Genomic DNA, 25,778 nt, shown 5'->3' on the forward strand with positions numbered 1-25,778 from the left:
ATTTAAATTATTCCCAAAAAAGTTTCTATAAATCTAGTTAATACAAAGAGGACAATACCCATAAATATGGGAAACTGAATATCGGTTTGCCCTGCATCTCGAATGGACTTTTCTTCCAAGACTTTAGAAAGACCTGCGGTTTTAATGCTTGCTATCTTTTTTTGAGCATGATTATAATACGCCCAATTGGCATAAAATCCCCACGCCAAATAAACAAAGAAGAACATGATTTCTATAAATAGGGTAAGTTCAGGGGAAGCATTGAATAAGAATGGAAGGTAATTGGTTACTTGGCGGGCAGCAAAGAGCAAAAAATAAATTAGATACATTTTTCTAAAAGCTGCCCAGCCAACCCAAAAAATAAAAGCAGATAGATTGAAGTGAATTTTTTGCCCTTGTTCCATCTTTTGCCAAACGGGTAAGTAATAATCAAATTTGTCGCCAATAAATAATTTCCAATCGGCTTCTTTTTCAGATAGTTCCTCTTCAAAAATATGGTTGTCTAATATTTCCATGATGTTTTAGTGTTTTCTAAGCAATTGAATAAAGGATGTCGTATAAAATAAAAGATAGCTATTTTTTCTGAACGATTACGTAATTAAGACAAAAAGCAGCTTGTGACAGAAGTTATTCTATTCTGTTTAGTAGGAGAAATAGTTGTTGAGCAAAGTTAGGAAAATTTTGCCTTGAAATAAATGTATAAAAAAAGCCATTTTCCCAAAAGAGAAAATGACCTTTCTAAAATATATTAAAGCTTCTTTTGTTTATACTATAAGACGGCTTACTACTTGATATCTATATGATAAGGAAGGCGCATTTGAACTCCTTTCATAGACTTAACGGTTTCCACTGCTTTGATATACTCAATGTATTCGTTGTATTGGCTACTCGTCAACGAAGATTTTAACTCTTGCAGCAACTGAGTTTTGATTTCATCTTCATCGTCTTCACCACCTAAAACAGCTGCTAGGCGTTCTTCAAATGATTTTGTTTTTGGATAGCCTACAACACTATAATTGTCTTCCGTCAAGTTAGCTGATTTAGCAATTGCATTAATAGCATCATCCAAACCACCCAATTCGTCAACCAAGCCGATTTCAAGGGCTTTTTTACCTAACCAGACACGTCCTTGTGCAACACTATCAACAGCTGCCATACTCATGCCACGACCTTCACTAACACGTGTTTTAAAGGTTTTGTACACTTGGTCAACACTTTCTTGAATGATTTGTCCTTCTTCTTCGCTGAATTTGTAATAAGCACTACCTCTAGACATCATAGAGTATCGACCAATCTTAACCGTATCCATTGTTACTCCCAAGTGATTTTCTAACAAACCTCTCATGTTAGGAATCATACCAAAAACACCAATAGACCCTGTGATCGTACGATCTTCTGCAAAGATGCGCTCTGAGTTAGAAGCAATATAGTAACCACCAGAAGCCGCAACGTCTCCCATAGAAGTCATCACTTTGATACCTTGTTCTTTTGCCTTTTCTAATTCTCTCCAAATAATATCAGAAGCCAAAGCACTACCACCACCAGAATTAACACGCATTACAATTGCTTTTACATCTTCATCTTTACGCAATTTTCGGATAATGCTTGCGTATTTATCACCTCCAATAGACCCTTTTTCTCCTTCGCCATCAACGATACTTCCTTCGGCATACACAACAGCAATCTTATCTGAACCATTGTTAGATTTTAGTTCATTTTTATGAACAGATACATATTTTTTGAGCGTAGCAACTTCTATTTTGTCATCTTCAGCAGTCCCTAATTTACTGCGTAATTCGTCCAATACTTCGTCTTTGTATTTAGTTGCATCAACTAACTTGTGCGTAACAGCATCTTGAGGTTCTCTAACAAGTGCATTGTTGGCAATGCGTGCCAATTCTGCAGCATCAATATTGCGTGCCGCTGCCAAATCTTCTAAATACATATCATACATACCACTCATGTATTCCGTTACTTGCTTGCGATTTTCGGGAGACATTTCTGTAAGACGAAACGGCTCTGTAGCAGATTTGAATTTACCAGCATAAAAGATTTGAAATGTAACACCAAGTTTATCCATTAAGCCTTTGAAATAAGTCATCTCACCAGCAAAACCATAGAAAGAGAAGCCTCCTTGAGGATGAATGTATACAGGAGAAGCAACAGAAGCAAAGTAATAGCTTTTTTGATCGTAATAATTGCTGTAAGCCATTACAAACTTGCCACTTTCTTTAAATTCTAATAATTTATCGTGCAAAACTTTTGAAGACGCCCATCCCAATGGTACCGAGTTCAAGTCCAAGTAAATACCTTTGATGTTGTCATCGTTTACGGCAATATCAATCAATTTGCAAATGTCTGTTAAACCAAGATTCTCGTTTAACATATCTTGAAAATCATAAGGGTCTTGTGCCGAGTTGTTCGACAATTCAGGAATAGGCTGATTGAATTGTAGTTTTAAAACAGTATTGGGTTTTATTACAGGGAGACCACCTTGTGATGCTTGGTATCCAACAAAAATAAAACCTCCAACAATTACTCCCAATGCCAGCAACGTGCCTAGACAGGAAGTGAAAAAAAGTTTAAAAAAGCCAACTTTTGCTTTTATAACTTGAGGTTTCTCAGAACTCATATTTTATATTGTTTTTTTTAATAATTTTTTGTGTAAAAAGTAAGTTACTAAATTACTGTTTTTGATAAGAATTTTTGTCTTTTTGATCAATTATTTGCAGAACCTAGTAAATCTATTGTTCCATTGAATTACCATAAATATTAGTTTTTTGTTCCAATTTATAAGTTTCCTTAGACTAATGTCTATTTTTTATCTGCGAACAATCATTTTTAAAGACAAAAATTCATCAACAGCCAGCTTCTACTCCTTTAGAACAACGGATTTTACATTGTCTGAAATGGTTCGTTCTATTAATAATCGTTTGGGATCTATAGCTGCTTTAACAGGCATTTTGTCTACGACCAAGCTAAAATGTAAATCATTGCCATCAAACAAAACACGTTCTACTTTGACAAGCTCTTTTTCCTCGTCATCGGTATAAATTCCAATATCTACCCAATCTTCAAAATCAATTTTAGTTTCAGTACCAATAGAGTCCACACGTAATTTATATGCCTCGATATTAAAATCAACTTGATAGTTACCATTGTCCAATTTTTGATAGCTGGCTTCTTTCAAACGATAGTCGTACAACGTAATCTCTTTAAACCAATCTGTCATTAAATAATTCAGAGAATCAGGTACTTTGGGTTCCAAAAGTCTTAAAAAGTCCAAAGAAGTTGGATAGGGAGGATCTTGATAACGATACAATTCCAAGAACTCTTTTAGAGCTTGATTGAGGCTATCTTCCCCGATATAATCTTGCAAAGCATATAAAATCAAAGCACCTTTCCCATAATGAATATACCCTTGATTTTGTACTTTGTACAAGGGTGTTTCTTTTCGTGTTTCAGAACTACGCCCCCCGAGATAACGATCAAAATTATATTTTAAAAACTGTTTCATTCGCAAGTCGTCCTTTAGGTCATTTTTCATAACCATCAAAGAAGAGTACTCTGCAAAACTTTCAGACAGCATGGTACTCCCTTCCATACTAGAACCAATAACTTGATGTGCCCACCATTGGTGCGCCATTTCATGCGCTATAACAGCATTAATAATATTATTATCAGTTTCATCTTCCAAGTTGATGATAAAACCAAAAGACTCTGAGTATGGCATCGTGCCAGGAAATGCTTGTGCAAAAGTAGAGTACCTTGGAAATTCAATAATACGAGCTTGTTTGTGATAGTAAGGACCAAAGTTTTTGGTAAAATATTCTAAAGAATTCTGCACTGCATCTAACATCATATCAATGTTGTAAGAGTGCTGTTTGTCGTAATAAATTTCAATGTCAATTCCTTGCCAATTGCGTTGAGCTATTTCGTATTTGGCAGACATAAAAGAATAGAAGTTTTGAGAAGCACGATCTACTTTATAATGATATTTTTTTCGTCCTCCTTCTTTGGTTTCTTGCACTAATGTTCCTGGTGCAATGGCAACTTGATCTTCAGAGGTAGAAATGTATGTTTCTACATTGACCCAATCTGCTCCTCCATTTGTCAAGTAGTTGCTCATGCAATGGTCACTACAAGGAGATTCTAAGGTAGGCATATATTTCTTGGGACCCAAGTCATATTTTTTTCGAGTATATTTTTCTCTTAATTCGATGCTTTCGTTGTAACCAATAAATGGTAGGATATTACTGTTGTTTAAGAAGGTGCCGTTTTGAGCAACACTCAAATTGCTAACTTCATTTTCAAATCCTTTGGGGACATAAGAGGCGTCTACTGTAATTGTAGTTGTTTGATGAGGTGCTAAGGGGGCATCCAATTGATAAATTAAGTATCCGATCTCTTCGTCTTCAAAGACTAGCTTGGCATTGGGAACGGTTACGCTCATATTCCAGTCTTCATCTACAATAAAATGTAGCGAGTCAATGGCATGATGTGATTTATTCGTCAACACTACTTTTGAATTGCTCAACACTGTTCTAGATTTTGGGAAAATATCAATGTTATAAGTTACATCCGTGATTTTTGGTTGAGGGATACCTTGATATTTTTTATAATTTTTTTCATAATTGACTAGTAATTTCTCTGTGGCATCAGAACTGTCGTACTCGTTAATTACTTGTGTGTTATAAAAGACAAAACTAGCAGTTGCTATCCATAGTATAGAGGCAATTCCTAAACCTATCGCATAGCGAGGATTCAGATGTTTTTTTATGGATTTAAGACGACTGCTCAATCCTGTGGAAGCTCCTCGAACCCAAATTAAACCACCAAAACCTAATAAAACAACTCCTAGTAAAATCCAATACAAGTTGAACCAAAGTATACTAATTAATGCAGGGCCAAAGCCATTCATATCTGAATAGGTTAAGGAAGGCGTAGCTCCTAGGTTCACCATATTTGATTGCACGTCAAACATTAAGAAAATCAGCTCTAGAATAAAAATTAAAATAACCGAAATAAAGTAACCAATGTACAGGTTGTTGCAGAGAATTTGTACAAAGACCAAAGTGAAAGACCAAAAAATAAAAATGGGTAAAATCTTAAGCAAAAACATTTGCAGGTACAATCCTATTTGCAAATTATAATAACCATTTAGTATTTGATACAACATACAAATGATCATTGCTGCAAAATGGATGATACTGACAGTAGAAACTAAAGCAATTACTCTAGCAAACAGGGCTACAATAGAATTATGAGGGGTGACATCAATTACCTCATTAATTTTTGCCATGCGATCTCGCCAAACAAGTTCGCCACTAAAGAAGACGACAATAATGATTTCGAATACTACCAAAGAACCATTCAAGGCATCTAACATTTTGTACGTAACAGGGTAAGATTGCAGACCGTAATACTCAAAACCTCCAAAAAGGGAGGTGAATAGCATGATACCGCTAAAAATGAATAACACTTTGTAAGTGGTACTACGGGTAATACTATAGAAATTTAGCTTGAAGAAACTGATAAAACTCAACCAAGTAGTTTGTCGATTAAATGCAGTTGTAAAGGCTGGTTTTAGAAGACTTTTGGGAGATGTTTTTCCTGCATTGGTTGTTTGTTTCGCTTTGGATGTTGATTTTTTTTCTGCAAATGAGAAAGAAAAATAAGAACCAACTAAAACCATCAAACCAATTCCTATCCAAATCAATCGATTGACTACCAATAACCAACTGAAACTAGCCCCAATCGTATTTTTTTCGACCGTAGTAGCATATTTAGTGTCAATACTATAGGTTCTAATTCCGAAGGTGTCAGATAAAGCAGCAAGTGTTTCATTGTCAAGATTAGAAGCCAAGCTTCCTGAAGCAAAATAGGCTACAATGATTACCAATGCACCAACAAAAGAAACAACGGTGTTTCTCCATTTGTTAGCAATAGAAAAGATGATAGCACCCGCAATGAATAGATTGGGAATAATAAAGAGTACTAGGTTATTAAAAAAAGCACTACCATAAATAGGTCCAATCCGTTCGGCATCTACAGAGCCTGTTGCTAAGGCAATTTGACTGCCTAAAAAGAAGCCAACAAAAATACCTAAAAAGGGAATAATAGATAAGACAAGAGCTCCCATAAAGCGCCCGAAGTAATAGCCTGATTTTTGGATGGGAGTACTAAAGAGAATTTCATTAAACTTATGATTGTAGTCTCGAAGAGCAGCATTGTTAAAGAAGGCAGCAGGCATCATCAAGCAAATCAGCAGCAAAATAATAGTGTATTGAGTTAGAACATGTGGCGCATTTTTGTAAATGTTTCCAACACTACCTCCAATAATGATATTATCGCTGGCTATAGCTCCAGAAACAAGAAGCGTTATAATTAAAAAGAAAATCCAAATCATAGGTCGTTTGATGGACATGGATATCTCTCGTTTGAAGAATTCTACGAACATAATTAAAAAATTAAAACCGCTTTATGTGAAGAGTTTTATCTCCCAGAAGGTCTGTTAAATAGGGTAGAAGTGACTTTGTAATTGGGAAGTTGTACTCGTTGGCAGGTATCAAAAATATCCCTTTTTATATTAGAGGGGGATTTTTGGAGGTGCTCCAAAGCGTTATTAAAAAATAAATGAAAGTGACAGCAAAGAAATTATTAAGCAGGCAAAGTAGACTACTATTTTAGCGGACTAATACGCTTCGTTGGTTCGTTTTATTTTGCTGAAAAATACATCTTCAATACTAGGAGTAATAGGTTCAAAGCCATTTTCTGGATTGGACTCGTCTAAAATATGGATAAGTGGGTTGCCTGCAATGAGTTTATCTGAAATGACATAGTACTTGCTCTTATAGTCTGTTACTTGACTACGTTCAATAACTTTGCGCCAAACTTTTCCTTTAAGTTCATCAATTCCTTTTTGTGGAGTCCCTTGGTAAACTAGTTGTCCTTTGTTCATAATGGCCATATTCGAACAGAGTTCTTTGACATCGTCTACGATATGTGTTGAGAGAATGATAATGACTTTCTCGCCGACAGAAGCTAACAAGTTATGAAAGCGATTGCGTTCACCAGGATCAAGACCAGCTGTTGGCTCATCAACGATAATTAACTTAGGGTTGCCAATCAATGCTTGTGCAATTCCTACTCGTTGTTTCATTCCACCAGAGAAACCTTTTACTTTTTTATGTTTGTGTTCGCTTAGGTTTACTTTTTCTAGTAAATGGTCAACTAACTCTTTGCGTTCTTTTTTTTGACTAATACCTTTGAGGGTTGCGATATGATCCAGAAGTTGATAGGCTGTAATGTGTGGGTATACTCCAAATTCTTGAGGGAGATAACCCAGCACTTTTCGTAGATCGGTAGGATTTTTAAAGACATCTAAATCATCTAAAAAAATAGAGCCACTATCGGCTTCTTGCAAAGAGGAAATGGTGCGCATTAAGGAAGATTTCCCTGCACCATTGGGACCCAATAGACCAAACATTCCATTAGGGATTTCCAAAGATATATTATCCAATGCTTTGACACCATTGGGGTAAGTTTTGGAGAGGTTATTAATTTTTAGACTAGACATTTGTGTACAATTTAGTAGAGTAAATATTCAATGAATGAAAATAATAACTAGATTTCAAGTTTAAAAATACTAGTTGTTTATCTAATATAGGTTGTATTAAAGGTATTTATAGATAACTACTTTTAGTAATGTCTAAGGAAAAAAAATAATTCCACGCAAGAGAGACATCTAGACGAAAGTCATAATTTACTCTGCAAACGCTCAATTAAATCCATTATATCATCAAAACGAGCCAAATAAGCAATCCATGTGATTGGTATCCCCACCTCGCCATATACGATTCCTGCCAACCCTCCAGTAATAGCGCCTGTTGTATCGGTATCTCGACCAAGATTGACTGCTGCCAAAACGGTTTCAGAATAACTATTATGCTTTAATAAGCACCACAAACTAGCTTCTAGACTATCTATAACATAACCACCAGAGTTGATTTCTTTTTGGTGCAACTGGTAAAGAGGTGTAGAGACAGCAAGGATTCGATTAAAAACAGCTAAATGTTCTTGAGAGAAGTTTTGAGTTTGAGCAAAATTATTGATTACAATAATTACAGCTTTATAAGCCTCTAGTTTTTCTTTGCCTTGTAGTAGCAATCGAGCGTATTCTAAATAAATAAAACAAGCAAAACGAGCAATAAAATGCCCATGAGTTAAGGAAGATACATCGCTTGTCATTGCCCATCGTTCTTCTATGGGACGATTTTGAGTATAAAAGATAAGTGGTAAAATGCGCATCAAAGAGCCGTTCCCATTGCTTTGTATATCCTTGCCACCTGCATTTTGAGGTAGAACGATTCCTTGTTCCAATTTCAAAATGGCTTGCCGAGTCGTGTTGCCCATGTCAAAAACAACGCCGTGTGGTGTCCAGTAAGCCTGTCGATACCAATTGACAAAATGATTGCCTAGTTGTCTAAGGTCATATCCTTGTGCTAGCATTTCCATCAAACAAAAGGTCATGGTACTATCGTCCGACCATGTTCCTTTGGGTTGTTGATGTGTGCCGTATTCTCGTAGGATTTTGACAGGATTTTTTTGAAGTGTTTGGCGAGACATAAACTCAACAGGAACGCCAAGTGCGTCACCTACAGCCAAGCCAAGGATGGCAGATTTTAGGTTCATGATTGATAAGTGTTTAGTTATTTTGTGTTTTGAGCAAGCTTGGATTAGTAGCACACAGGAGCTGCTTACGATGAAAGAAAGCGATTGCAATTTTTTATAAATAAACAAAAAAAATCAACAAACTGCTAGATCTAGTTTACTAAAAAATAAAAATCAGAACAAAGAATTAATTCTCTGTTCTGATTATGCAATAGTTATTTTAGCAAAGTTTTAATTTAAAACCAACCACAATGCCCCGAATAGCTTGTTGTAATCCCCGCAAGAGAATAAGGAGGTCGAGGACCAACGCCAACAGAACCAAAATCAAGGGCTCGAATGTTGCCACCATTTCTAGCATCTAAACTAGAGTTGTAATTGTAGCGATAAAGAGAACTAAAGACAACGGTATTGGCTTTTTTGACTTCAAGCCACAACCATCCATTGGTGTTAGAGTGTATAACTAGGCTCATATCACTGCTAAAAGTAAAACTCGTATTGGGATGAACTCTACTATGTAAACTTGCAGTAGTGCTTGGGGTAATAACAGCTGCTAGTGTGTAAGGATTAATAGAAAAATTGAGTGTTACGGTTTGCCCTACACCATTCAATGTAAAGAGTAGCTTTCCTGGGCGATTATTTGAGTATTGATCGGGATAAGCGTAGAGATAGCTATTGTTCAAATTAAAGGCGATCCACTGTGTTGTGCCTGTTCGAGTTCCAAAGTTTAATAAATCATAACCATTGGTGGGCACAGAAGGATAAGCAACGCTTATTCTTCCTGAATTATAGGCAGAGTGAGGGGATCGAGCGGCTGTGTTTGGAGAACGCAATTCTGATGGAATGGGTTGTTCTGTAAGAGTTAAAAACTCTATATTTTTTTGTTGCATCTGCTTGCTTACTTCTTCTAATGTTTCTTGTGGTTTTTCTGAAGTTTGATCTTCAATTGCAAGATTTTTTGCTTCTGCTTCTTGTTTGACCAGCTCCATCGTTTCTTTTTCACAAGAAGTTGCCAAAAAAGAAGTAATCATTGCGAATAAAAAAAGATTTTTAAGTGTCATCTTTATTGTTTTTAGTTATAAATGAGTACACCTCTTGGGTGCTTTAATTGGTGCAAAATCTAAATAAGAGCAACTATGTTAGTTGCTAGAAAATGTTGGGGAAGATATTATATGTTGTAGTACAAAGAGAACTTACAGTAGCTAAAAAAAATAGCTTGTAATAGGCGTAAGTGTCAGAAGGGGAGCGTTTTAAATATGCATGTGACAATGCAATTATAAGATAAATAAATAAGACTTTTTATTATTTGCGATGAATGACCGCTTTTGAGCGGAGTTTGGTTGTTTTTCTGCTTGCAATAGATACAGAGGCGCAAAAAGGGGAAGGTTGGAGAGGATAACTTGATTGGCTTTATAATTATTGGATACGATATTTTTGAAACCACTTTAAATAAAGGCGAGCCACTTTTGAAAGTATAAAGATAATGAGTCCTAAGAAGGTAGGAATAAAAGAGATGAATAACCCTTTGTAAATGATCGTTCTAGAAATTTTTCCATGAGCAGATTCAATGATGCGCAAACTTGCAGTTAAGCCAATTAATTGTCCTAAAACTCCTAAGAATAAAGCCAGCAAACCTAATTTGTGCATGTATAAAAGGCGTTTGTGTATGCTTTGTTGTTTGAGAATAGATACAAGGGATTGGATAAAGAAAAAAATTAGTAGTAACCCAATGAAACATATAGGTGCTGTAAAAAGTAGTCCTCCTTCTATTAAAAATTGTAAGAGCATAGTTATTTATTTATAATAGTTAGCTAGGTTGATTGGGCTTCTTTTTTTGTTCAAGAAATTGAATCTTTTATCTAGAGCAAAAACGAATATTAAAAGTACCGTAATGTGCCATAATTACGGTTGTTTGCAAAAACTAAATGCTTGATTGAATTGCACTTTTGGAGAAAGATTTAAATTGGTTATTTGTCATTTTTAGTTGTAAAAATGAGCGTGAAAAACTATTTTAGTATAAAAAGCATTGTTTGCTAAATGCTTGTGAGGAGTTCGCCAATTTTATAAAAAACGAATCAAAGACAGCTTTTGTAGGGACGGTTAAATAAAACAAAAGATACTCAATCGTATGCTAAATGGTGTTAAAAAAGGGCAAAAATACTCCTTCAAAGAAGGAAAAAAGATCGTTGTTGTGCATATTTTCTTGTGGTGTTGTGTATTGTTTTTCTTTACGCAATTCTTCAAGTTTCAGACAGAAGATTTTACCAAAATTATTAATTTTTCTCTTTTGTTAATGCCCGTAACCATCACAACAACTTATGCAACCATCTACCACTTAATTCCCAAATATCTACTAAGAAAGCACTATTGGACGTTTCTTATTTACAGTATTTACCTAATTACTATTTCAGCATGTCTGATAGCTTTATCAATATTGGGAGGATTAGTTTTTTTGTCTGACTTAAACGTAGATGAAATGCTTCCTATGTCCAAAAACTTCATGTTGGTTTTTATAGGAGTGTATACCATCGTTTTTATTGCGAGTGCTTTTTCATTAGAACGACAAAATCAGCATACTATTACCAAAAATCAAGAGCTAAAAAATCAATTGCTCGAAAGAGAATTAAAACTCAATGCCCAAAAGCTGAATTATTTAAAAATGCAAATTCATCCACATTTCTTATTCAATACCTTGAATACAATTTATGGGTTTGCGCTACAAAAATCAGACTATACGGCAGAAATGATCCTACGATTGTCCAACTTGTTGGATTACTTGTTGTATCAAATTAATGATGCTGTCGTTGAATTGCGTGAAGAAGTAGAACACATCCAAGATTATATTGCACTAGAGAAACTTCGTTTTCAAGATGTTCTGAATATTAATTTTGAGATTTCCATGAATGAACGTCCGACTTTAGTTGCCCCAATGTTGATGTTGCCCTTTGTTGAAAATGCATTTAAACATGGTGCTATCAAAAATGGTGTTTTTGATATAACGATAAAGCTTCAAGTAAAGGGAGAACAAATTTATTTTGCTATTAGCAATAGTATTAGCAGTGATTTTGAAGATTCTCAAGTAGGAGGAATTGGGCTAAAGAATATTAGAAATCGATTGGATTTGCTATACAAAGATAGGCATCTACTTAATTTTGATGTCAATGACGATTGTTTTAAGGTAGAGTTGTATCTGAACAATGATACGAATGAAGAGAGAAACTATTTAAGGAAAATGGATTTTAGCAAATTTAAAATGGATATTGTGTTCTAAGAAATCTTGTTTACAGCTTTGTTAAATGGTAGGACTACTGTGCAGTTTTGATTTTTATAAACCGATTCGATACAATTAATACAATAAAAAATAACAAATTAATGGCTTCAAGAATAAGATCTATCATTGTTGATGACGAACCGACAGCACGAGATATTTTAAACATTCACTTAGCTAAAATTCCAACAATAGATGTTGTGGCAATTTGTAAAAATGCTTTAGAGGCTTTTGAAGCGATTAATACCAAAGAAGTAGACCTTATATTTTTAGATATTAATATGCCAGGAATATCGGGTTTGTCATTTGCCAAAACGATTTCAAAAGACAAAAAGATAGTTTTTACGACAGCATATCGAGAATTTGCTTTAGAAGGTTTTGAACTAAAAGCTGTTGATTACTTGCTAAAACCGATTTCTTTTGAACGTTTGTTGCAATCGATAGAGAGTTATGTAGAAGTTAGTCCTTTTGTGCCCATGAGTAAGATGGAGATAGAGCCAATTCATCGAACGTTTATTTTTGTTCGTTCTGATCGGAAAATGGTAAAAGTTGTTTTTTCGGAAATCCTTTATATCGAAAGTTTTGGAGATTATTTAAAGATTCATCTTAATAATAAATTAATAACAACCCGTCAAACACTTTCTAGCATTGAAATACAATTACCAGCTAAGCATTTTATAAGAATCCATCGTTCTTTTATTGTGAATATGTATGCCATTCATTCATTTTCTAACGAAGCAATAGAGGTGAATGGTGTCTTTTTACCTATTAGCCGAGGATACAAAAAAGAGACTTTGATTCGTTTGGAAGCAACCATAAACTAAAGCTGTCAATACTAATACCCAATTATTTTCGCAAAAAACACATAAAAAAAGCTAAAATCTTTATTGGTAAAGATTTTAGCTTGATTATATGATAGACAAAGCACTGTTTAGTGCTAGTTATATTATACTAGCTCCACTACCATAGCAGAAGCACCACCGCCACCATTACAGATACCAGCAACACCAATTTTTCCACCTTTGTGTTTTAGAGCAGAAAGCAATGTAATAACAATTCTACAACCAGAAACACCAATAGGATGCCCCATAGAAACAGCTCCGCCCAACACATTTACTTTATCGTGGTCTAAGTTCAACTCTTTCATATTAGCCAAAGCAACAACAGAAAATGCCTCGTTGATTTCGAATAAATCAGCATCTTCTAATTTGATGCCTGCTTTTTGAGCAGCCTTAGGCATTGCCAAAGAAGGAGTTGTTGTAAACCAAACAGGCTCCTGAGCTGCGTCAGCAAAACTTCTAATCTTAGCAATCGGTTTTAAGCCCAATGCTTCAGCTTTTTCTTTGCTCATTAAAACAACAGCAGCAGCACCATCGTTGATTTTAGAAGCATTGATAGCCGATACAGTTCCATCTTTTTTGAAGACCGCACGACCTTTCTTGACGCTAGCTAAGTCTGTAATACGTTTGTTATCTACCTCTTCATCTCTACTAACGATGATAGGATCTTTTCTACGTTGAGGCACACTTACAGGAACAATTTCGTCTGCAAACCAACCATTCTCATAAGCAGCTCTAGCACGCTCATAAGAAGCAAAAGCATACTCATCTTGCTCATCCTTAGAGATATTTTTACCTTCAGCACAAACCTCTCCACAAACACCCATCATATTGCCATCATAAGGATCTTGCAAACCATCTCTAACGATGGCATCTACCATTTGACCATTGCCATAACGAATTCCAGTACGCCCAGAAGGGATATAATGTGGTGCTTGAGACATACTCTCCATTCCTCCTACAACAACACAATCGTTATCACCCAGCATAATAGATTGAGCACCTAGCATCATTGCTTTCATTCCAGAAGAACATACTTTATTGATGGTCGTACAAGGTACTGTATTCGGAATACCAGCAGCTAAAGCAGCTTGCTTGGCAGGAGCTTGTCCTGTATTGGCTGTTAAAACGCAACCCATATACACTTCACCTACTTCTTTGGCATCAATTCCTGCACGCTCAATAGCACCTGTAATTGCTGTTTTTCCCAAATCAATAACATTAACAGAAGACAATATACCACCTAAGTTTCCAATAGGAGTTCTTGCAACTGATACAATATATACTTCTTTCATGATTGTAATTTTCTTATGGTAAAAAATTATTATTTTAAAATTTGGCACGAAACTACAAAAAATATTGGAGTTTGTCTAGGTTTTATTCTAATAAAATAACAGGAGAGAGGTTGAAATCTATGCTAAACAGCGGTTTTTAAATGTAGTGTAAATCGACAAGTAAGTTCACCAGTTATTTGATCCAAAGCGACTATTGTCTAAGAAAACACCTTGTCACATTTGACTCCTTTTGTAGAGCACTATATAAACTAAATAAAAGACAGTCGTGAATTGTTATCGCTGCAAAACGAGTTTATAGTCTTCAATAATACCACTTCCATTCAAAGTTAGATTTATTTTATTCGCTTTAATCGTACCAGCAACATCATAAGGAACAGGAAGAAAAGAAGGATTTGTAATTGAACCATTGGTTATACCTACAGGTAATACAGTCTCTTCAACAAAAATATTCTTTTTTTCTAAATCTATAGTGAGAGGGATATCATTTCCAATATGACCTAAAAAGTTTTTTAGAATAATTTGGTTTGGAGTAACTTCTGACATCTCTATCGTATAGACAACAGATTGCGTATCACTACGCATAAATGTATAATAGCCAATTTGAGTACCATGCCAATTTTCTCCCGTATAGTCTGAACTAATGGAAACACATTTGTTGTCAGATTTCTTGTAGCCAGGGTCACAAACACAAATACCATTACTACAATTTCCATTGGTACAAACGACTCCCGAACATGGATCACAAGAACTTGCTATTGCTCCCCCTGTAAATAGAATCATGGTCAAAAAAACTCCTTTAATAAATTTTTTCATAGGTAATAAATTTTTTAAAAATAATTATTTTAAGATTTTAGTTTATGGCTCAAATTATAAGATTAAGAATTTGTTAGGCTCTTTTTCTGACCTTATAAAATGAAGTAATAAAAATGCCTGCAAATGTACAGAATTTTATCAAAAATAGCGACTTTGATTCACTATTTTAGTACTCGTTATTAGCGAACTATTGTAAGAATGTCTCTTCTGTCAATTCATATGGTAGTTTTTAAGTAGGGGGTAAGTTATTTAGCAGCTTTCAAAGGTGTTATTGAATGTTAGAAGAGCAGTGACAATGGGATAAAGTGCTATAGAAAATGTCTGAATACAGCATATCCTGTATTCAGGCATTTTTATTTCTTAAAGGATTGTCTAATCCTTCACTGTCAAACACTCCAAGTACATTTGCACGGTGTTTTGTAGCCCATAATACAATGAATCTACGACCAAAGCATGCCCAATAGAAACTTCCAATAGATTGGGAATATTTTCTTGAAAATAGCGCAAATTATCTAAGTTAAGATCATGCCCTGCATTAATACCAATTCCCAATTCGTTGGCAATTTTTGCCCCATTGACATAAGGCTGTATAGCAGCTGCTCTATCTTTGTGATAATTTTCAGCATAAGGACCTGTATAAAATTCTATTCGATCAGCACCCACTTTTTTTGCCCCTTCAATAAACTTTTCAACAGGGTCGCAAAAAATAGAAACGCGAATGCCTTTCTCTTTCAAGACACCAATTGTTTCCGTTAAAAAAGCTTCGTGTGTGATCGTGTCCCAGCCACTGTCAGAAGTCAACGCATTTTGAGCATCAGGAACCAACGTGCATTGGTCGGGGGCATTGGCTAAAACCAAATCCATAAATTTTTGAGTGCGTGGATTTCCTTCGATATTAAATTCAGTAGTTGCAATTGCTTTTAAGGCAGGAATATCCGCATAAGTAATATGGCGCTCATCTGGGCGAGGGTGGACGGTAATACCTTCGGCTCCATAGGCTTCTATATCTTTGGAGACTTTTATTAAATCAGGATAATTACTTCCTCTAGCATTGCGAATCAAAGCAATCTTATTGACATTGACACTTAGACGTGTTTTCATAATTTAGTACCTAGTATAAAATATATAATAATACTTCGTGGGTTACTTCCTGTGATGATGAAGTTATATTATTGATTATTAGTTTTAATTTTTGAAATAAATTATATTGATAACCAATGGAATATAGTTTAATGCAAAACAGTGTAAAGAACGAAAAATTAAAAGAAGTCCCAAAGATAATATGATTTGAGAATTACTTGATGGATGTTTTGAATTTATTTTGAGAGACCTAGCATTTTGCCCACCATAGCAGCAAATTTTCGAGTTGGAATTAACCGAGGGATAATCCAGTTTTTGAGTTTCCCATAAACAAGCGGATACCGTGCTTTGGGATTTTTATGTTCGACAATATCTGCCATCATGTCACCAAACTTAGCTTGTTCGTAGCCTATTTTAGACATTTTTAGCATGAAATTTTTGAACTTTTTGCCAGGCTCTATATAGTCCGTTTCTTCGAATTTGCTCAAATCAACTTCCTCTGCTTTGTCCCAAATTGGAGTTTTTACAACACCAGGACCAATAACAACCACATCAATTCCATACAGTAAGAGTTCCATACGTATAGTTTTTGAAATGGCTTCGAGAGCGTGTTTGCTTGCCGAGTAAGGTCCCATAAAAATATTGGCAATTTCGCCTGCGGCAGAACTCATGTTAAAAATACGACCAGGGGCATGAGGGCAATTTTTTTTCGCTCCTAAAAGAGGCAAAAAAGCTTGTGTAACACCAACCAGCCCAATTACATTGACCTCCATTTGCCAACGTAAATCTTCCAACGGCAGGTGCATCATTGGTCCCCAGACAGCCACTCCTGCATTATTAATCAAGGAATGAATGCCTTCATTGCCAATAAGTTGTTCTACTCTTGCCGCTTCTTGCCGAACAGCTTGCATATCGGTTACGTCAAACAAGAGAGGCTCGAATAAATCCCCAAATTCTTTTTTAAGGCGATCGGCATCTTCTTGTTTGCGAACAGAACCGAAAATTTTATACCCTCTTTTTACTAAAGATGCTACAGTGGCATAGCCGATTCCTGTCGAGGCACCTGTAACAACAATGTTTTTGCTTTTTCTCATTGATTGGAAATTAATGGATGATTTTGATTATTACTTCGTGGGTAAATTGTATTAGTATGATTATCAATAGAGTATGTTTTGTTGTTTAATTTCTTAAAGAATTGATAATTAAACTGATGCAAAGATGCTTTTTTTAGTTTTTTACAAAAAAACTAAGCGATAGCAATCTCACGACCGTAGGGAGCTACCACGAAGTAGCACCGCAGCTAAGTACTATATTATATCAAATAGATTTTTATTAGAGTTAAGATACTATCTATTTTAAGAATCTTAAACAATCGTTTAGAAAAATAAGAGGCTGGATGCCAATTTTGAGAGATTGCTTAATTAAGAAAAATAAAATAAAAAACATGAGTCATCCCGAATTTATGAGATGACAAAAAAATAAAAACTCTTGCGTAAATTTGGGATTAACGACAATTCCAAAACGACAAGAGTTTTTTTATGTATAAAACATACTTACAAGATAAAATAGAAAAAGGAAAAATAAATGGTGCCGACAATTTTCTTTTGAAAAAAAGTTCTAAATACTTAGAAGGATTACTGATAAAACTAGATGAGCAAATAGATAGCCGTTTGGTTAGAACATTTTATAATCTATTCATTTCGATACTAATATTAAGAAACAAGAGTAGCGGTTTACTTTTAAGTGAGTTAGGCGGGTACATTTGTGGATTTCGGAAGGCACCAGCAGGGACAAAGCGAATAAGCAACTTGTTAAGGAGCAAAAAATGGGAACACAAGTTAATAAAAGACTATTTGTTTGAGAAGACAAAAGAGCGTATTGCCAGCTTGCAAAAAGAAGGAAAACGCCCTTTGTTGTTATGGGATGATTCTCGTTTAGAAAAGCCAGAAAGTTGGTGGAGTGAAGGATTGTGTAGTGTCTGGAGTAGTAAAGGCAAGCGATTAACAAAAATTAAACGCGGTTTTTACCGACCACCAAGTAGCAGAATATGTGTCCCTGGCTATAAGTGGACAGCTACGATGTTGTCTTGCCTAGGAGGAGTGCCAAGTGTTTGTCAAATGACTTGGTGGACAACAAGAGGCAAGCATAAAGAACTCGCTACTAATATCATTTTTCGTATGCTAAAACGATTAAAAAAGGAATTAAATACAGGAGTTCTACATGTTTTGGATAGAGGATATGCAAATATCTGGACAGTAGAGCATATGTTACATTTCCAACAAGATTTTCTGATCCGTTGGAAGAAAAATCATCTACTTATCGCTACGAAAAAAGGAAAGAAGAAAACACATTTATTAGCCCGTTCATTTAAAGGAAAAAAACCTAGATTAATTTATGACAAGGAACGAAAAGAGCAACGTTCTGCAACTATAGCATGGGGAGAAGTCTTTCATCCAGAGTTACCCGATATTCCCTTATATTTAGTTATTCTTAGAGACAAAAAAAGACAGACTCCTCCTATTTATTTTCTGACTTCTGTAATCATTACAAATGCCAGAACTGCTTGGGAAATGGCGAATAGCTATATGCATCGCTGGGAAATTGAGCAATCTTTTCGTTTCTGTAAAACAGAGTTAGCAATGGAATCTCCTAGATTGTGGTTTTGGGAAAACAAGCTTAAGTTATTAGCTATCGTTGCTTTGGTTTATGATTTTCTTTTAACTCTACTTCGAAATTGGAGAACTTGGGTCAACCTTTTCCTCCGAAACTGGGGACATCGAACAGGAAATCGGTATAGAAATACTTCCATACCGATTTACCGTCTTAGAGCTGCCATCTCCGTTTGTATTTTTTCTCTCTTTGCTCTATTACAAAATTCGGGATGACTCATGTTGGCTAATATTGTAACATTTGCAACACTTAAAGTGTCTCTAGAACCTTTTTTAGGGCATCTCGATCAGCTTCAAATTTGAGGTTGTTCTCTAAATCTATTTTGTCATGAAAATTACCAAGACTGTGTTTGCCAACTACAGTTGCGCCCCAATAAGGAATGACTTCTTGTAATTTTGCCAAGGAACTTGCTCCTCCATTTCCACCAGGTGAAGTACTTAATAAGACAACTTTTTTATCTTGCAAAAATTTTTGTCCTTTGTTGCGAGAAAGCCAATCCAAGATGTTTTTTAGAAAAGCAGTTGGTAGCCCATTATGTTCTGGTGAAGCAAGAATAATAGAATCGTATTCTTGTATCAAATCATATAGTTGAGTAATGTTTTGAGGCAGACCAGTTGTTTTTTCGATGTCTTCGCTATAAATAGGAGCATCATAGTCTCTTAGGTCAATAACATCTATCTCTTTTACTAACTTTGCAGCAGCGTGTACCAATCGTTGGTTAATAGAACTTGAGCTGTTGCTTCCTGAAAATGCAAGTATTTTTTTCATAATATAGTATTTTAAGTGTTTGTACAATATTTGTAATTACAGATGTTGATTTAAAAAAAAATTATTTTCTTATTTTATCTAATAATAAACTGAGCTGAGTGGCTTCTGCTTCTGTTAAATTCTTTTTTATCGCTTCAGTAGTTTTTATCTCAGATTTGAGTTTTTTTAGCAAAGCAATGCCAGCTGCTGTGATTTTAATATCTACCATTCGTCTATTGGTCGGGTTGGTAGCTCGTTCTACATAACCTAGTTTATCTAGCTTGTCTAGTAGCCGAGTTAGGTCTCCTCGCTTGTTGAGTAAAACTGCCTTAATATCTCCAGGGCAAGCTACATCGGGATATCTTCCATTCAGAATACGTAAAATATTGTAGTGTTGATCATGAATAGAATAAGGTTTTAGTATTGCCAATAATCGGTCACTAAATACATTGCTTGTGAAGTGTAGATTGACAAGTGCTTTTTCCCACTCATTTTCGAATTTCTTTTGTTGTATTGCTTCGTTTATGTCCATATTTATGTTATTCCGTTATTTGTAATTACAAATGTACAATTTTTTATTTGTAATTACAAATAAATGTGCCTTTTTTCAAAAAAAATGTATTCTCTAAAATAAAAAGGCAGATGGATTATGATTATTTCGAACTTTCTATTTTGAATTATTCTACAGTACTCTGTTTTTTGTCGAAGTATTGCTACCTTAATAACAATAACAGAATCATTTGCTCTAGTTATGCCTTTGTAAATATTTAATTTAGAATTGTGATGCGTCAACCTAAACAGCATTTATTTGTTCTGTTAATAATTGTAATACTTAGCTACACTACTCAATTCTTTTCATCAATCCTAAATTTCCAAACTTAGCTTGTTGGTTGGAGTTTTTGATAAAAGATAGCTCAAATTATGTTGGTTTTAAATGTTTTGCCAATTTAAATTGTATCGTGTTGATTATTAGTGTGGTATGATTTTATTGTGAAGTAATGATGATTATTGAATTATTATAAAAAAAAATACGCCATGTTACCCGAAAAGTATTCTCCACAAGTTGCTTCTTTAATTCCTTTGTTTTATATCGGATGGTCTGATGCGGTGCTAGGACCTAGTGAAATAAAGTTGATACAAAATAAGATTAATAATTTTGACTGGATAAAAGAAAGAGACAAACAGCTTTTATTATCATGGATGGATCCAACGAATCCGCCATCAGATAGTCTCCATCAAGAATGGGCAGAAAGTATCCAATCGACCGCTCAAAGCATGAATTCAGATGGACGACAAACTTTGGTAGATTTGGGAATTGAAATGGCAAAAATACAATCCGATAATCAAACATGGTTGACTCCCAAGGTTGTTGAAGCTTTAAAAAAACTAGAAGAGGCGATTGGTATTGTTAGCTTAGAATTGCACAGCCACCTTCTAACACAACAACAAATTATAGAAGAAAGAGAAGCGACGCTAAATCATTCTAACATTGATGTGAAAGCCTTGCAACACATATTGGATGATGATTATATAGAAATACGAGCCAATGTTTTCAAAATCTTGCACGACCCAATGTTTAATTTGGAGACCATTCGGAACAAAGAAACGTATAGAGAACATGTATTAAAATGGGTACACCTACTTGCTGAACAAGGATACGGTGCATTGCATTTTCCTAAAGAATATGGTGGCATTGACGACATGGGAGCTTATGCAGCTGTATTTGAAACGTTAGGTTATCACGATTTGAGTTTGGTAGTAAAGTTTGGGGTACAGTTTGGATTATGGGGTGGTTCTGTCTTGTGGTTGGGTACTGAAAAACACCACAAGCGTTATTTGAATGATATTGGGACAATGAAACTGCCTGGATGTTTTGCCATGACAGAGACTGGACATGGATCAAATGTTCGAGATTGTGAAACAACGGCGACTTATGACCCTGTTAGGGATGAAATTATTATCAATTCTCCAACGCTGTCTTCTGGAAAGGATTATATAGGCAATGCAGCAGCGCATGGTCAGATGGCTTCGGTTTTTGCTCAATTGATTGTCGATGGCAAAAATCACGGGGTACATGCTATATTGGTAGATATTCGAGATGAAGAAGGAAATATAGCGCCTGGAGTTAGTATTGAAGATTGTGCGTATAAATTGGGGTTAAATGGTGTTGATAATGGTCGTATTTGGTTCGACCAAGTTCGAGTACCTCGTTTCAATTTATTGAATCGATTTGGGAATATAGACGAACACGGGATCTATTCGAGTCCAATAGAGAAAGAGTCAAAGCGATTTTTTACGATGTTAGGTACTTTGGTTGGAGGGCGTATGTGCGTGCCTAGAGCGGGTTTAAGTGCTGCTAAAGCAAGTTTGACAATTGCCATTCGGTATGCTTTGAAACGGAGGCAATTTGGTGAAGATGGTAAGCCCGAAATGCTTATTATGGATTATCCTTCGCATCAACGTCGATTAATGCCTCCTTTGGCAAAAGCATATGCTTTAGATTTTGCTTTGACGTATCTAACAGATCGTTTTTCAAATCGAACAGAGGAAGATATGCGAGAAATAGAAACCTTAGCAGCGGGTTTAAAATCTGTCGCAACTTGGTATACGACCAAAACAATTCAAGAGTGCCGAGAGGCTTGTGGGGGAAAAGGCTATTTGGCTGAAAATCGTTTTGCTGATTTTAAAGCAGACTCAGATATTTTTACCACCTTTGAAGGAGATAATACGGTGCTCATGCAATTGGTGGCAAAAGGAGTGTTGGGCGATTTTAACAAAGAGATTGTTAGTGGCGGGTTGCTAGGAATGGTCAATTTTGCCTCGGAGCGTTTTATTGCAACGATTCGAGAAAAGAACTTTGTCAATACTCACAACACCGACGAAGGCCATCTCAAAGACCCTACTTTTCAGTTAGATGCTTTTGTTTATAGAGAACGAGATTTAATGGTTTCGGTAGGACAGCGTTTGCGGAAATTTATCAAGCGAGGTATTCCTTCCTATCAAGCCTTTCTGCGTTGTCAGACGCATATGATAGAGGTCGCTCATGCTTATATTGATCGTATTATCTTGGAGCAGTTTTTAGCACAAATTGAGGGTTGTGAAGATGCTGCACTCAAAAAAACATTAAAAATGCTTTGCGATCTATATGCATTGCATACCATAGAAGAAAATAAAGGATGGTACTTGGAACAAGGCTGTATGTCTGGTGCTAAAACGAGAGCAATTAGAAGGGTAGTAGACAAGCTCTGTAAGGAAGTTCGCAACGATGCTTTTGCGCTGGTGGAAGCATTTGGTATTCCTGATGCTTGTCTCGCGGCACCCATTGCTGTTTTTTAGAGGGGTAGAGTAGGCGTTAATTATAATGAATAATCAAAAAATAGAATGAATTATACCATAAGAAAGGCAACAGAAAATGATTTTGAAGCCATATTAGGACTTATCAAAGAGTTGGCAGCCTTTGAGAATGCCCCTGAAAAAGTATTCAATACGGTCGAGCAAATGAAGGAGGAACAGGAGTTGTTTCAGTGCTATGTTGTAGAGTTGGATGATCGTAAAATTATAGGCATGGCATTGTATTATTTTGCCTATTATACTTGGGTGGGGAAATCTTTGTACTTAGATGACTTGTATGTTAAGAAAGCTTATCGTGGTCATGGAATTGGTTCCGAATTATTAGAATTGCTTTTTGAAGCTGCGAAGGAAAATAATTGTAAACGAGTACGTTGGCAAGTGTTAAACTGGAATGAGTCTGCTATTGCGTTGTACAAAAAATGCGGTGCAGATATTGATAATGAATGGAGTAATTGTGATTTTGATGTAAATCAAATTCATGCCTTTAAGATTTAGTGTTATAACTAAGGAATTTTTAACACTCAAGTCGGAGTGAAGTGTATGTTGTTGATAATTATGTTGTTGTAGGCTAGGGCTGTGTTGGTGATGGCAAGCGAAATAGAGATGTTACAAAAAGGCTTGTTGTTAATATATGTTTTTTTGTTTACTTTTGGGGGCTTTAAAATTAAGAGCTTATTAATTACTTTGATAGGACAGCAAGATTCTTATTGCTTGTGCTTCAAAGGTTTTAGTTCCTAAGAAAACGTTAATCACCAAAACAAACAAAATGAAAACAATACAACTCATTTTATTATCTTTTTTATGTTCAAACCTTATTGCGCAGCAAGCGGGAAGCCTTGATCCAAGTTTTGGCATAGGCGGAAAAGTAGTTACTTCAATTACAAATGGCTTAGACCAAGCTCATGGTGTTGCTATTCAAACCAATGGGAAAATCGTAGTAGCAGGTAATTCTAGTAGCTTGATTACAGGCAAAGATTTTGTTTGCGCTCGATATAATACGAATGGCACACTTGATAGCACTTTTGGAAATGGAGGAATCGTGACAACTGATTTGCAAATAGGCAGTGAGGATGTCGCATATGATTTGGTTATCCAAACCAATGGGAAAATTATTTTGGCAGGATCTAGTGATAATGGAACCAAAAAAGATGCTGCATTAGTTCGTTATAATACCAATGGTTCTATTGATAGTACTTTTGGTACAAATGGGATTGTTATCAGTACCTTTGTTTCTAACCAACAAGATGAAATTAAAGTTGTCAAAATTCATGCATTGACTGGAAATATTATAGTGGGAGGAAATACTGAAATTTCTTCTAACGAAGCAAAGCCTATTGTAGCACGTTACCTGTCTACAGGAAATTTGGATTTGACCTTTGGAGTTCAACAACTGCCAATTGGTACAACTTTAGGTAATACTTATTATTTGTGTATTGAGGATTTGGAAGTTCGACCTAATGGAAAAATAGTAGCGGCAGGATGGAGAGATATTGTATCGTCTTCAAGGTACTCCGATTTCTATGCTGCCCGCATCAATTCTAATGGAACAATGGACAATACTTTTTCAGCAGATGGTGTTATGTCGTATGATTATGGAGGGAGTATAGATGGTAGAGATCAAGATCGTGCCTATTCTGTATCCATTCGCCCTGATGGTGATATACTTTTGATCGGAACGAGTCATCAAAGTTTGGCTTTGGATAAATTTTCTTTGGTAGAGCTGGACGATGCAGGGGGAATTAAAGGCCCTAAAACACGAAAAGATGTTGGAAATTTGTATGACGTAGCCTATGGTTTTGCAGAAGATAACAATGGTCAATTTATTTTAGCAGGATCAAGTGGATATACTTCTAAGGAATTTACAATTGTTAGAACTTTGGAATCTAGTAATTATGATTTGGATGTTTCCTTTGGCAACGGGGGAGTTGTACATACTTCTTTTAACAACAATTCAATTAGTGAAAGCTTTGACGTGCTTGTTCAGCCTGCTGACAACAAAATTGTTGCTGTTGGATATACAGGAAATGATCTTGCAATAGCAAGATATTTGGGAACAGATATTCCTCAGTTGGACTCTTTTCAATTGACCTCACCTGCGAATCTGGCAACCGAGCAAAGTTACAGCACCTTACCTTTGGTTTGGACGACTGCCTTTGGAGCTACTTCTTATGAAATAGACGTAGATACATTGCCAAGCTTTGCGACAGCTCAAACGTATACGAGTTCAAATACAAATATAGGATTAAGTGGTCTGTTGTCTAGCACAAAGTATTATTGGAGAGTACGTGCAACAGATGGTACTTCATGGGGGCAATATAGCGCTGTATGGTGCTTTACAACAAATTCATTGGATAACTTTAATTTGATAGCACCAGCTGATTTAGCAACCAATCAAGTGTATGTGAATTTAGTATTTGATTGGACAACAGCTGTGGGAGCTTCTTCTTATGAAATGTTGATTGATTCCAGTGCTACTTTTGCTAGTAATCCACAAACATATACTGCTTCTAGTTCTACATGGACTGTAAACAACCTTCAACCTAAAACAGAATATTTCTGGAAAGTTAGAGCATTAAATGGGACAACTGCTGGTCCGTGGAGTTCGACATGGAGCTTTAGAACAGAAGATCTTAACTCAATATCGAAACTGCTCCAATTACAACTAAATATTTATCCTAACCCAACAAATACAGATTTGTATTTAGAACTTCCTAAATCTTTGAATAGCTCTACTTATAGAGTTGTGGGAATTACGGGCGAAATTGTTAAAGAAGGTAGGATAGATCAACCAATTATAAAAATAAATCTAGAAGATATCCTGCCAGGAATGTATTTCTTAGATGTCGATCATATTGTTGGTCAACCATTTCAAATTATACGATAATGATAAAAAAGTTCATGTTTAATTAGAGTTTGAACTTCAGTGTAACTAATTTAGGTAGGAGCAGAACAACATTATTGTCGTTCTGCTCTTTTTATAGGCAACTATTCTTACACACTTCTTGGTTTATAAAGCTTACTTTGTGAGATCGCTATCGCTTAGTT

General features: G+C 35.5%; 19 protein-coding genes. 6 read left to right on the forward strand and 13 right to left on the reverse strand.

Annotated elements, in window-relative coordinates; all coding sequences use genetic code 11:
- Positions 1-2: 2 nt before the first annotated feature.
- The 7 genes from QP953_RS14430 to QP953_RS14460 all read right to left on the reverse strand — a co-directional run bounded on the left by QP953_RS14430 (position 3) and on the right by QP953_RS14460 (position 10,317).
- Positions 3-515, reverse strand: a complete 513-nt coding sequence (locus QP953_RS14430) for a DUF2628 domain-containing protein (RefSeq protein ID WP_309551492.1) — start codon at positions 513-515, stop codon at positions 3-5.
- A 269-nt stretch (positions 516-784) separates the two neighbouring features.
- Complete coding sequence (gene sppA / locus QP953_RS14435; protein ID WP_309551494.1) at positions 785-2,632, reverse strand: signal peptide peptidase SppA; 1,848 nt, start codon at positions 2,630-2,632, stop codon at positions 785-787.
- A gap of 240 nt (positions 2,633-2,872) precedes the next feature.
- Complete coding sequence (locus QP953_RS14440) at positions 2,873-6,460, reverse strand: M1 family aminopeptidase (protein WP_052598903.1); 3,588 nt, start codon at positions 6,458-6,460, stop codon at positions 2,873-2,875.
- Positions 6,461-6,694: 234 nt separating this feature from the next.
- Entirely contained in the window at positions 6,695-7,579 is an 885-nt protein-coding gene (locus QP953_RS14445; RefSeq protein WP_309551495.1) for an ABC transporter ATP-binding protein, read from the reverse strand.
- Positions 7,580-7,758: 179 nt separating this feature from the next.
- Positions 7,759-8,694, reverse strand: a complete 936-nt coding sequence (locus tag QP953_RS14450; protein ID WP_309551497.1) for an ADP-ribosylglycohydrolase family protein — start codon at positions 8,692-8,694, stop codon at positions 7,759-7,761.
- 215 nt (positions 8,695-8,909) lie between these two features.
- Positions 8,910-9,731: a hypothetical protein gene (locus QP953_RS14455; protein ID WP_309551498.1), complete on the reverse strand. Its 822-nt coding sequence runs from the start codon at positions 9,729-9,731 to the stop codon at positions 8,910-8,912.
- 355 nt (positions 9,732-10,086) lie between these two features.
- Positions 10,087-10,317 carry a MotA/TolQ/ExbB proton channel family protein gene (locus tag QP953_RS14460; RefSeq protein ID WP_309551500.1) on the reverse strand — a complete coding sequence of 77 codons (231 nt, stop codon included), beginning with the start codon at positions 10,315-10,317 and terminating at the stop codon, positions 10,087-10,089.
- A 481-nt stretch (positions 10,318-10,798) separates the two neighbouring features.
- Here QP953_RS14460 and QP953_RS14465 point away from each other — a divergent pair, with 481 nt between their 5' ends.
- Together QP953_RS14465 and QP953_RS14470 are read left to right on the forward strand one after the other, a co-directional pair.
- A complete protein-coding gene (locus tag QP953_RS14465) occupies positions 10,799-11,941 on the forward strand; it encodes a sensor histidine kinase (RefSeq protein ID WP_063833168.1) in 1,143 nt (380 codons plus the stop codon).
- 101 nt (positions 11,942-12,042) lie between these two features.
- Positions 12,043-12,762, forward strand: coding sequence for a LytTR family DNA-binding domain-containing protein (locus QP953_RS14470; protein WP_052598898.1), 720 nt, complete (start codon positions 12,043-12,045; stop codon positions 12,760-12,762).
- Positions 12,763-12,884: 122 nt separating this feature from the next.
- On the opposite strand, the gene QP953_RS14475 is transcribed toward QP953_RS14470, so the two are convergent.
- The 4 genes from QP953_RS14475 to QP953_RS14490 all read right to left on the reverse strand — a co-directional run bounded on the left by QP953_RS14475 (position 12,885) and on the right by QP953_RS14490 (position 17,059).
- The gene (locus QP953_RS14475) at positions 12,885-14,072 is read right to left on the reverse strand and encodes an acetyl-CoA C-acyltransferase (protein WP_052598897.1); all 1,188 of its coding nucleotides are present in this window, start codon (positions 14,070-14,072) and stop codon (positions 12,885-12,887) included.
- 273 nt (positions 14,073-14,345) lie between these two features.
- A complete protein-coding gene (locus tag QP953_RS14480) occupies positions 14,346-14,885 on the reverse strand; it encodes an EB domain-containing protein (RefSeq protein ID WP_052598896.1) in 540 nt (179 codons plus the stop codon).
- 372 nt (positions 14,886-15,257) lie between these two features.
- On the reverse strand, positions 15,258-15,986 hold the full coding sequence (locus QP953_RS14485; protein WP_309551501.1) for a pyridoxine 5'-phosphate synthase: 729 nt from the start codon (positions 15,984-15,986) through the stop codon (positions 15,258-15,260).
- Between the two features lie 215 nt (positions 15,987-16,201).
- Positions 16,202-17,059: an SDR family NAD(P)-dependent oxidoreductase gene (locus QP953_RS14490; protein ID WP_309551502.1), complete on the reverse strand. Its 858-nt coding sequence runs from the start codon at positions 17,057-17,059 to the stop codon at positions 16,202-16,204.
- Between the two features lie 444 nt (positions 17,060-17,503).
- Here QP953_RS14490 and QP953_RS14495 point away from each other — a divergent pair, with 444 nt between their 5' ends.
- Positions 17,504-18,850, forward strand: coding sequence for a transposase (locus tag QP953_RS14495; RefSeq protein WP_052594259.1), 1,347 nt, complete (start codon positions 17,504-17,506; stop codon positions 18,848-18,850).
- A 34-nt stretch (positions 18,851-18,884) separates the two neighbouring features.
- On the opposite strand, the gene QP953_RS14500 is transcribed toward QP953_RS14495, so the two are convergent.
- A complete protein-coding gene (locus tag QP953_RS14500) occupies positions 18,885-19,403 on the reverse strand; it encodes an NADPH-dependent FMN reductase (RefSeq protein WP_052598893.1) in 519 nt (172 codons plus the stop codon).
- 61 nt (positions 19,404-19,464) lie between these two features.
- Entirely contained in the window at positions 19,465-19,914 is a 450-nt protein-coding gene (locus QP953_RS14505) for a MarR family winged helix-turn-helix transcriptional regulator (protein WP_052598892.1), read from the reverse strand.
- 503 nt (positions 19,915-20,417) lie between these two features.
- Here QP953_RS14505 and QP953_RS14510 point away from each other — a divergent pair.
- From QP953_RS14510 to QP953_RS14520, 3 genes are all read left to right on the forward strand, one after another.
- Positions 20,418-22,718 carry an acyl-CoA dehydrogenase gene (locus tag QP953_RS14510; RefSeq protein ID WP_052598891.1) on the forward strand — a complete coding sequence of 767 codons (2,301 nt, stop codon included), beginning with the start codon at positions 20,418-20,420 and terminating at the stop codon, positions 22,716-22,718.
- A 45-nt stretch (positions 22,719-22,763) separates the two neighbouring features.
- On the forward strand, positions 22,764-23,228 hold the full coding sequence (locus tag QP953_RS14515; protein ID WP_309551503.1) for a GNAT family N-acetyltransferase: 465 nt from the start codon (positions 22,764-22,766) through the stop codon (positions 23,226-23,228).
- A gap of 271 nt (positions 23,229-23,499) precedes the next feature.
- Entirely contained in the window at positions 23,500-25,617 is a 2,118-nt protein-coding gene (locus QP953_RS14520; protein ID WP_309551505.1) for a T9SS type A sorting domain-containing protein, read from the forward strand.
- Positions 25,618-25,778: the final 161 nt, after the last annotated feature.

The organism is Aureispira sp. CCB-E (assembly GCF_031326345.1).
Classification (GTDB): domain Bacteria; phylum Bacteroidota; class Bacteroidia; order Chitinophagales; family Saprospiraceae; genus Aureispira.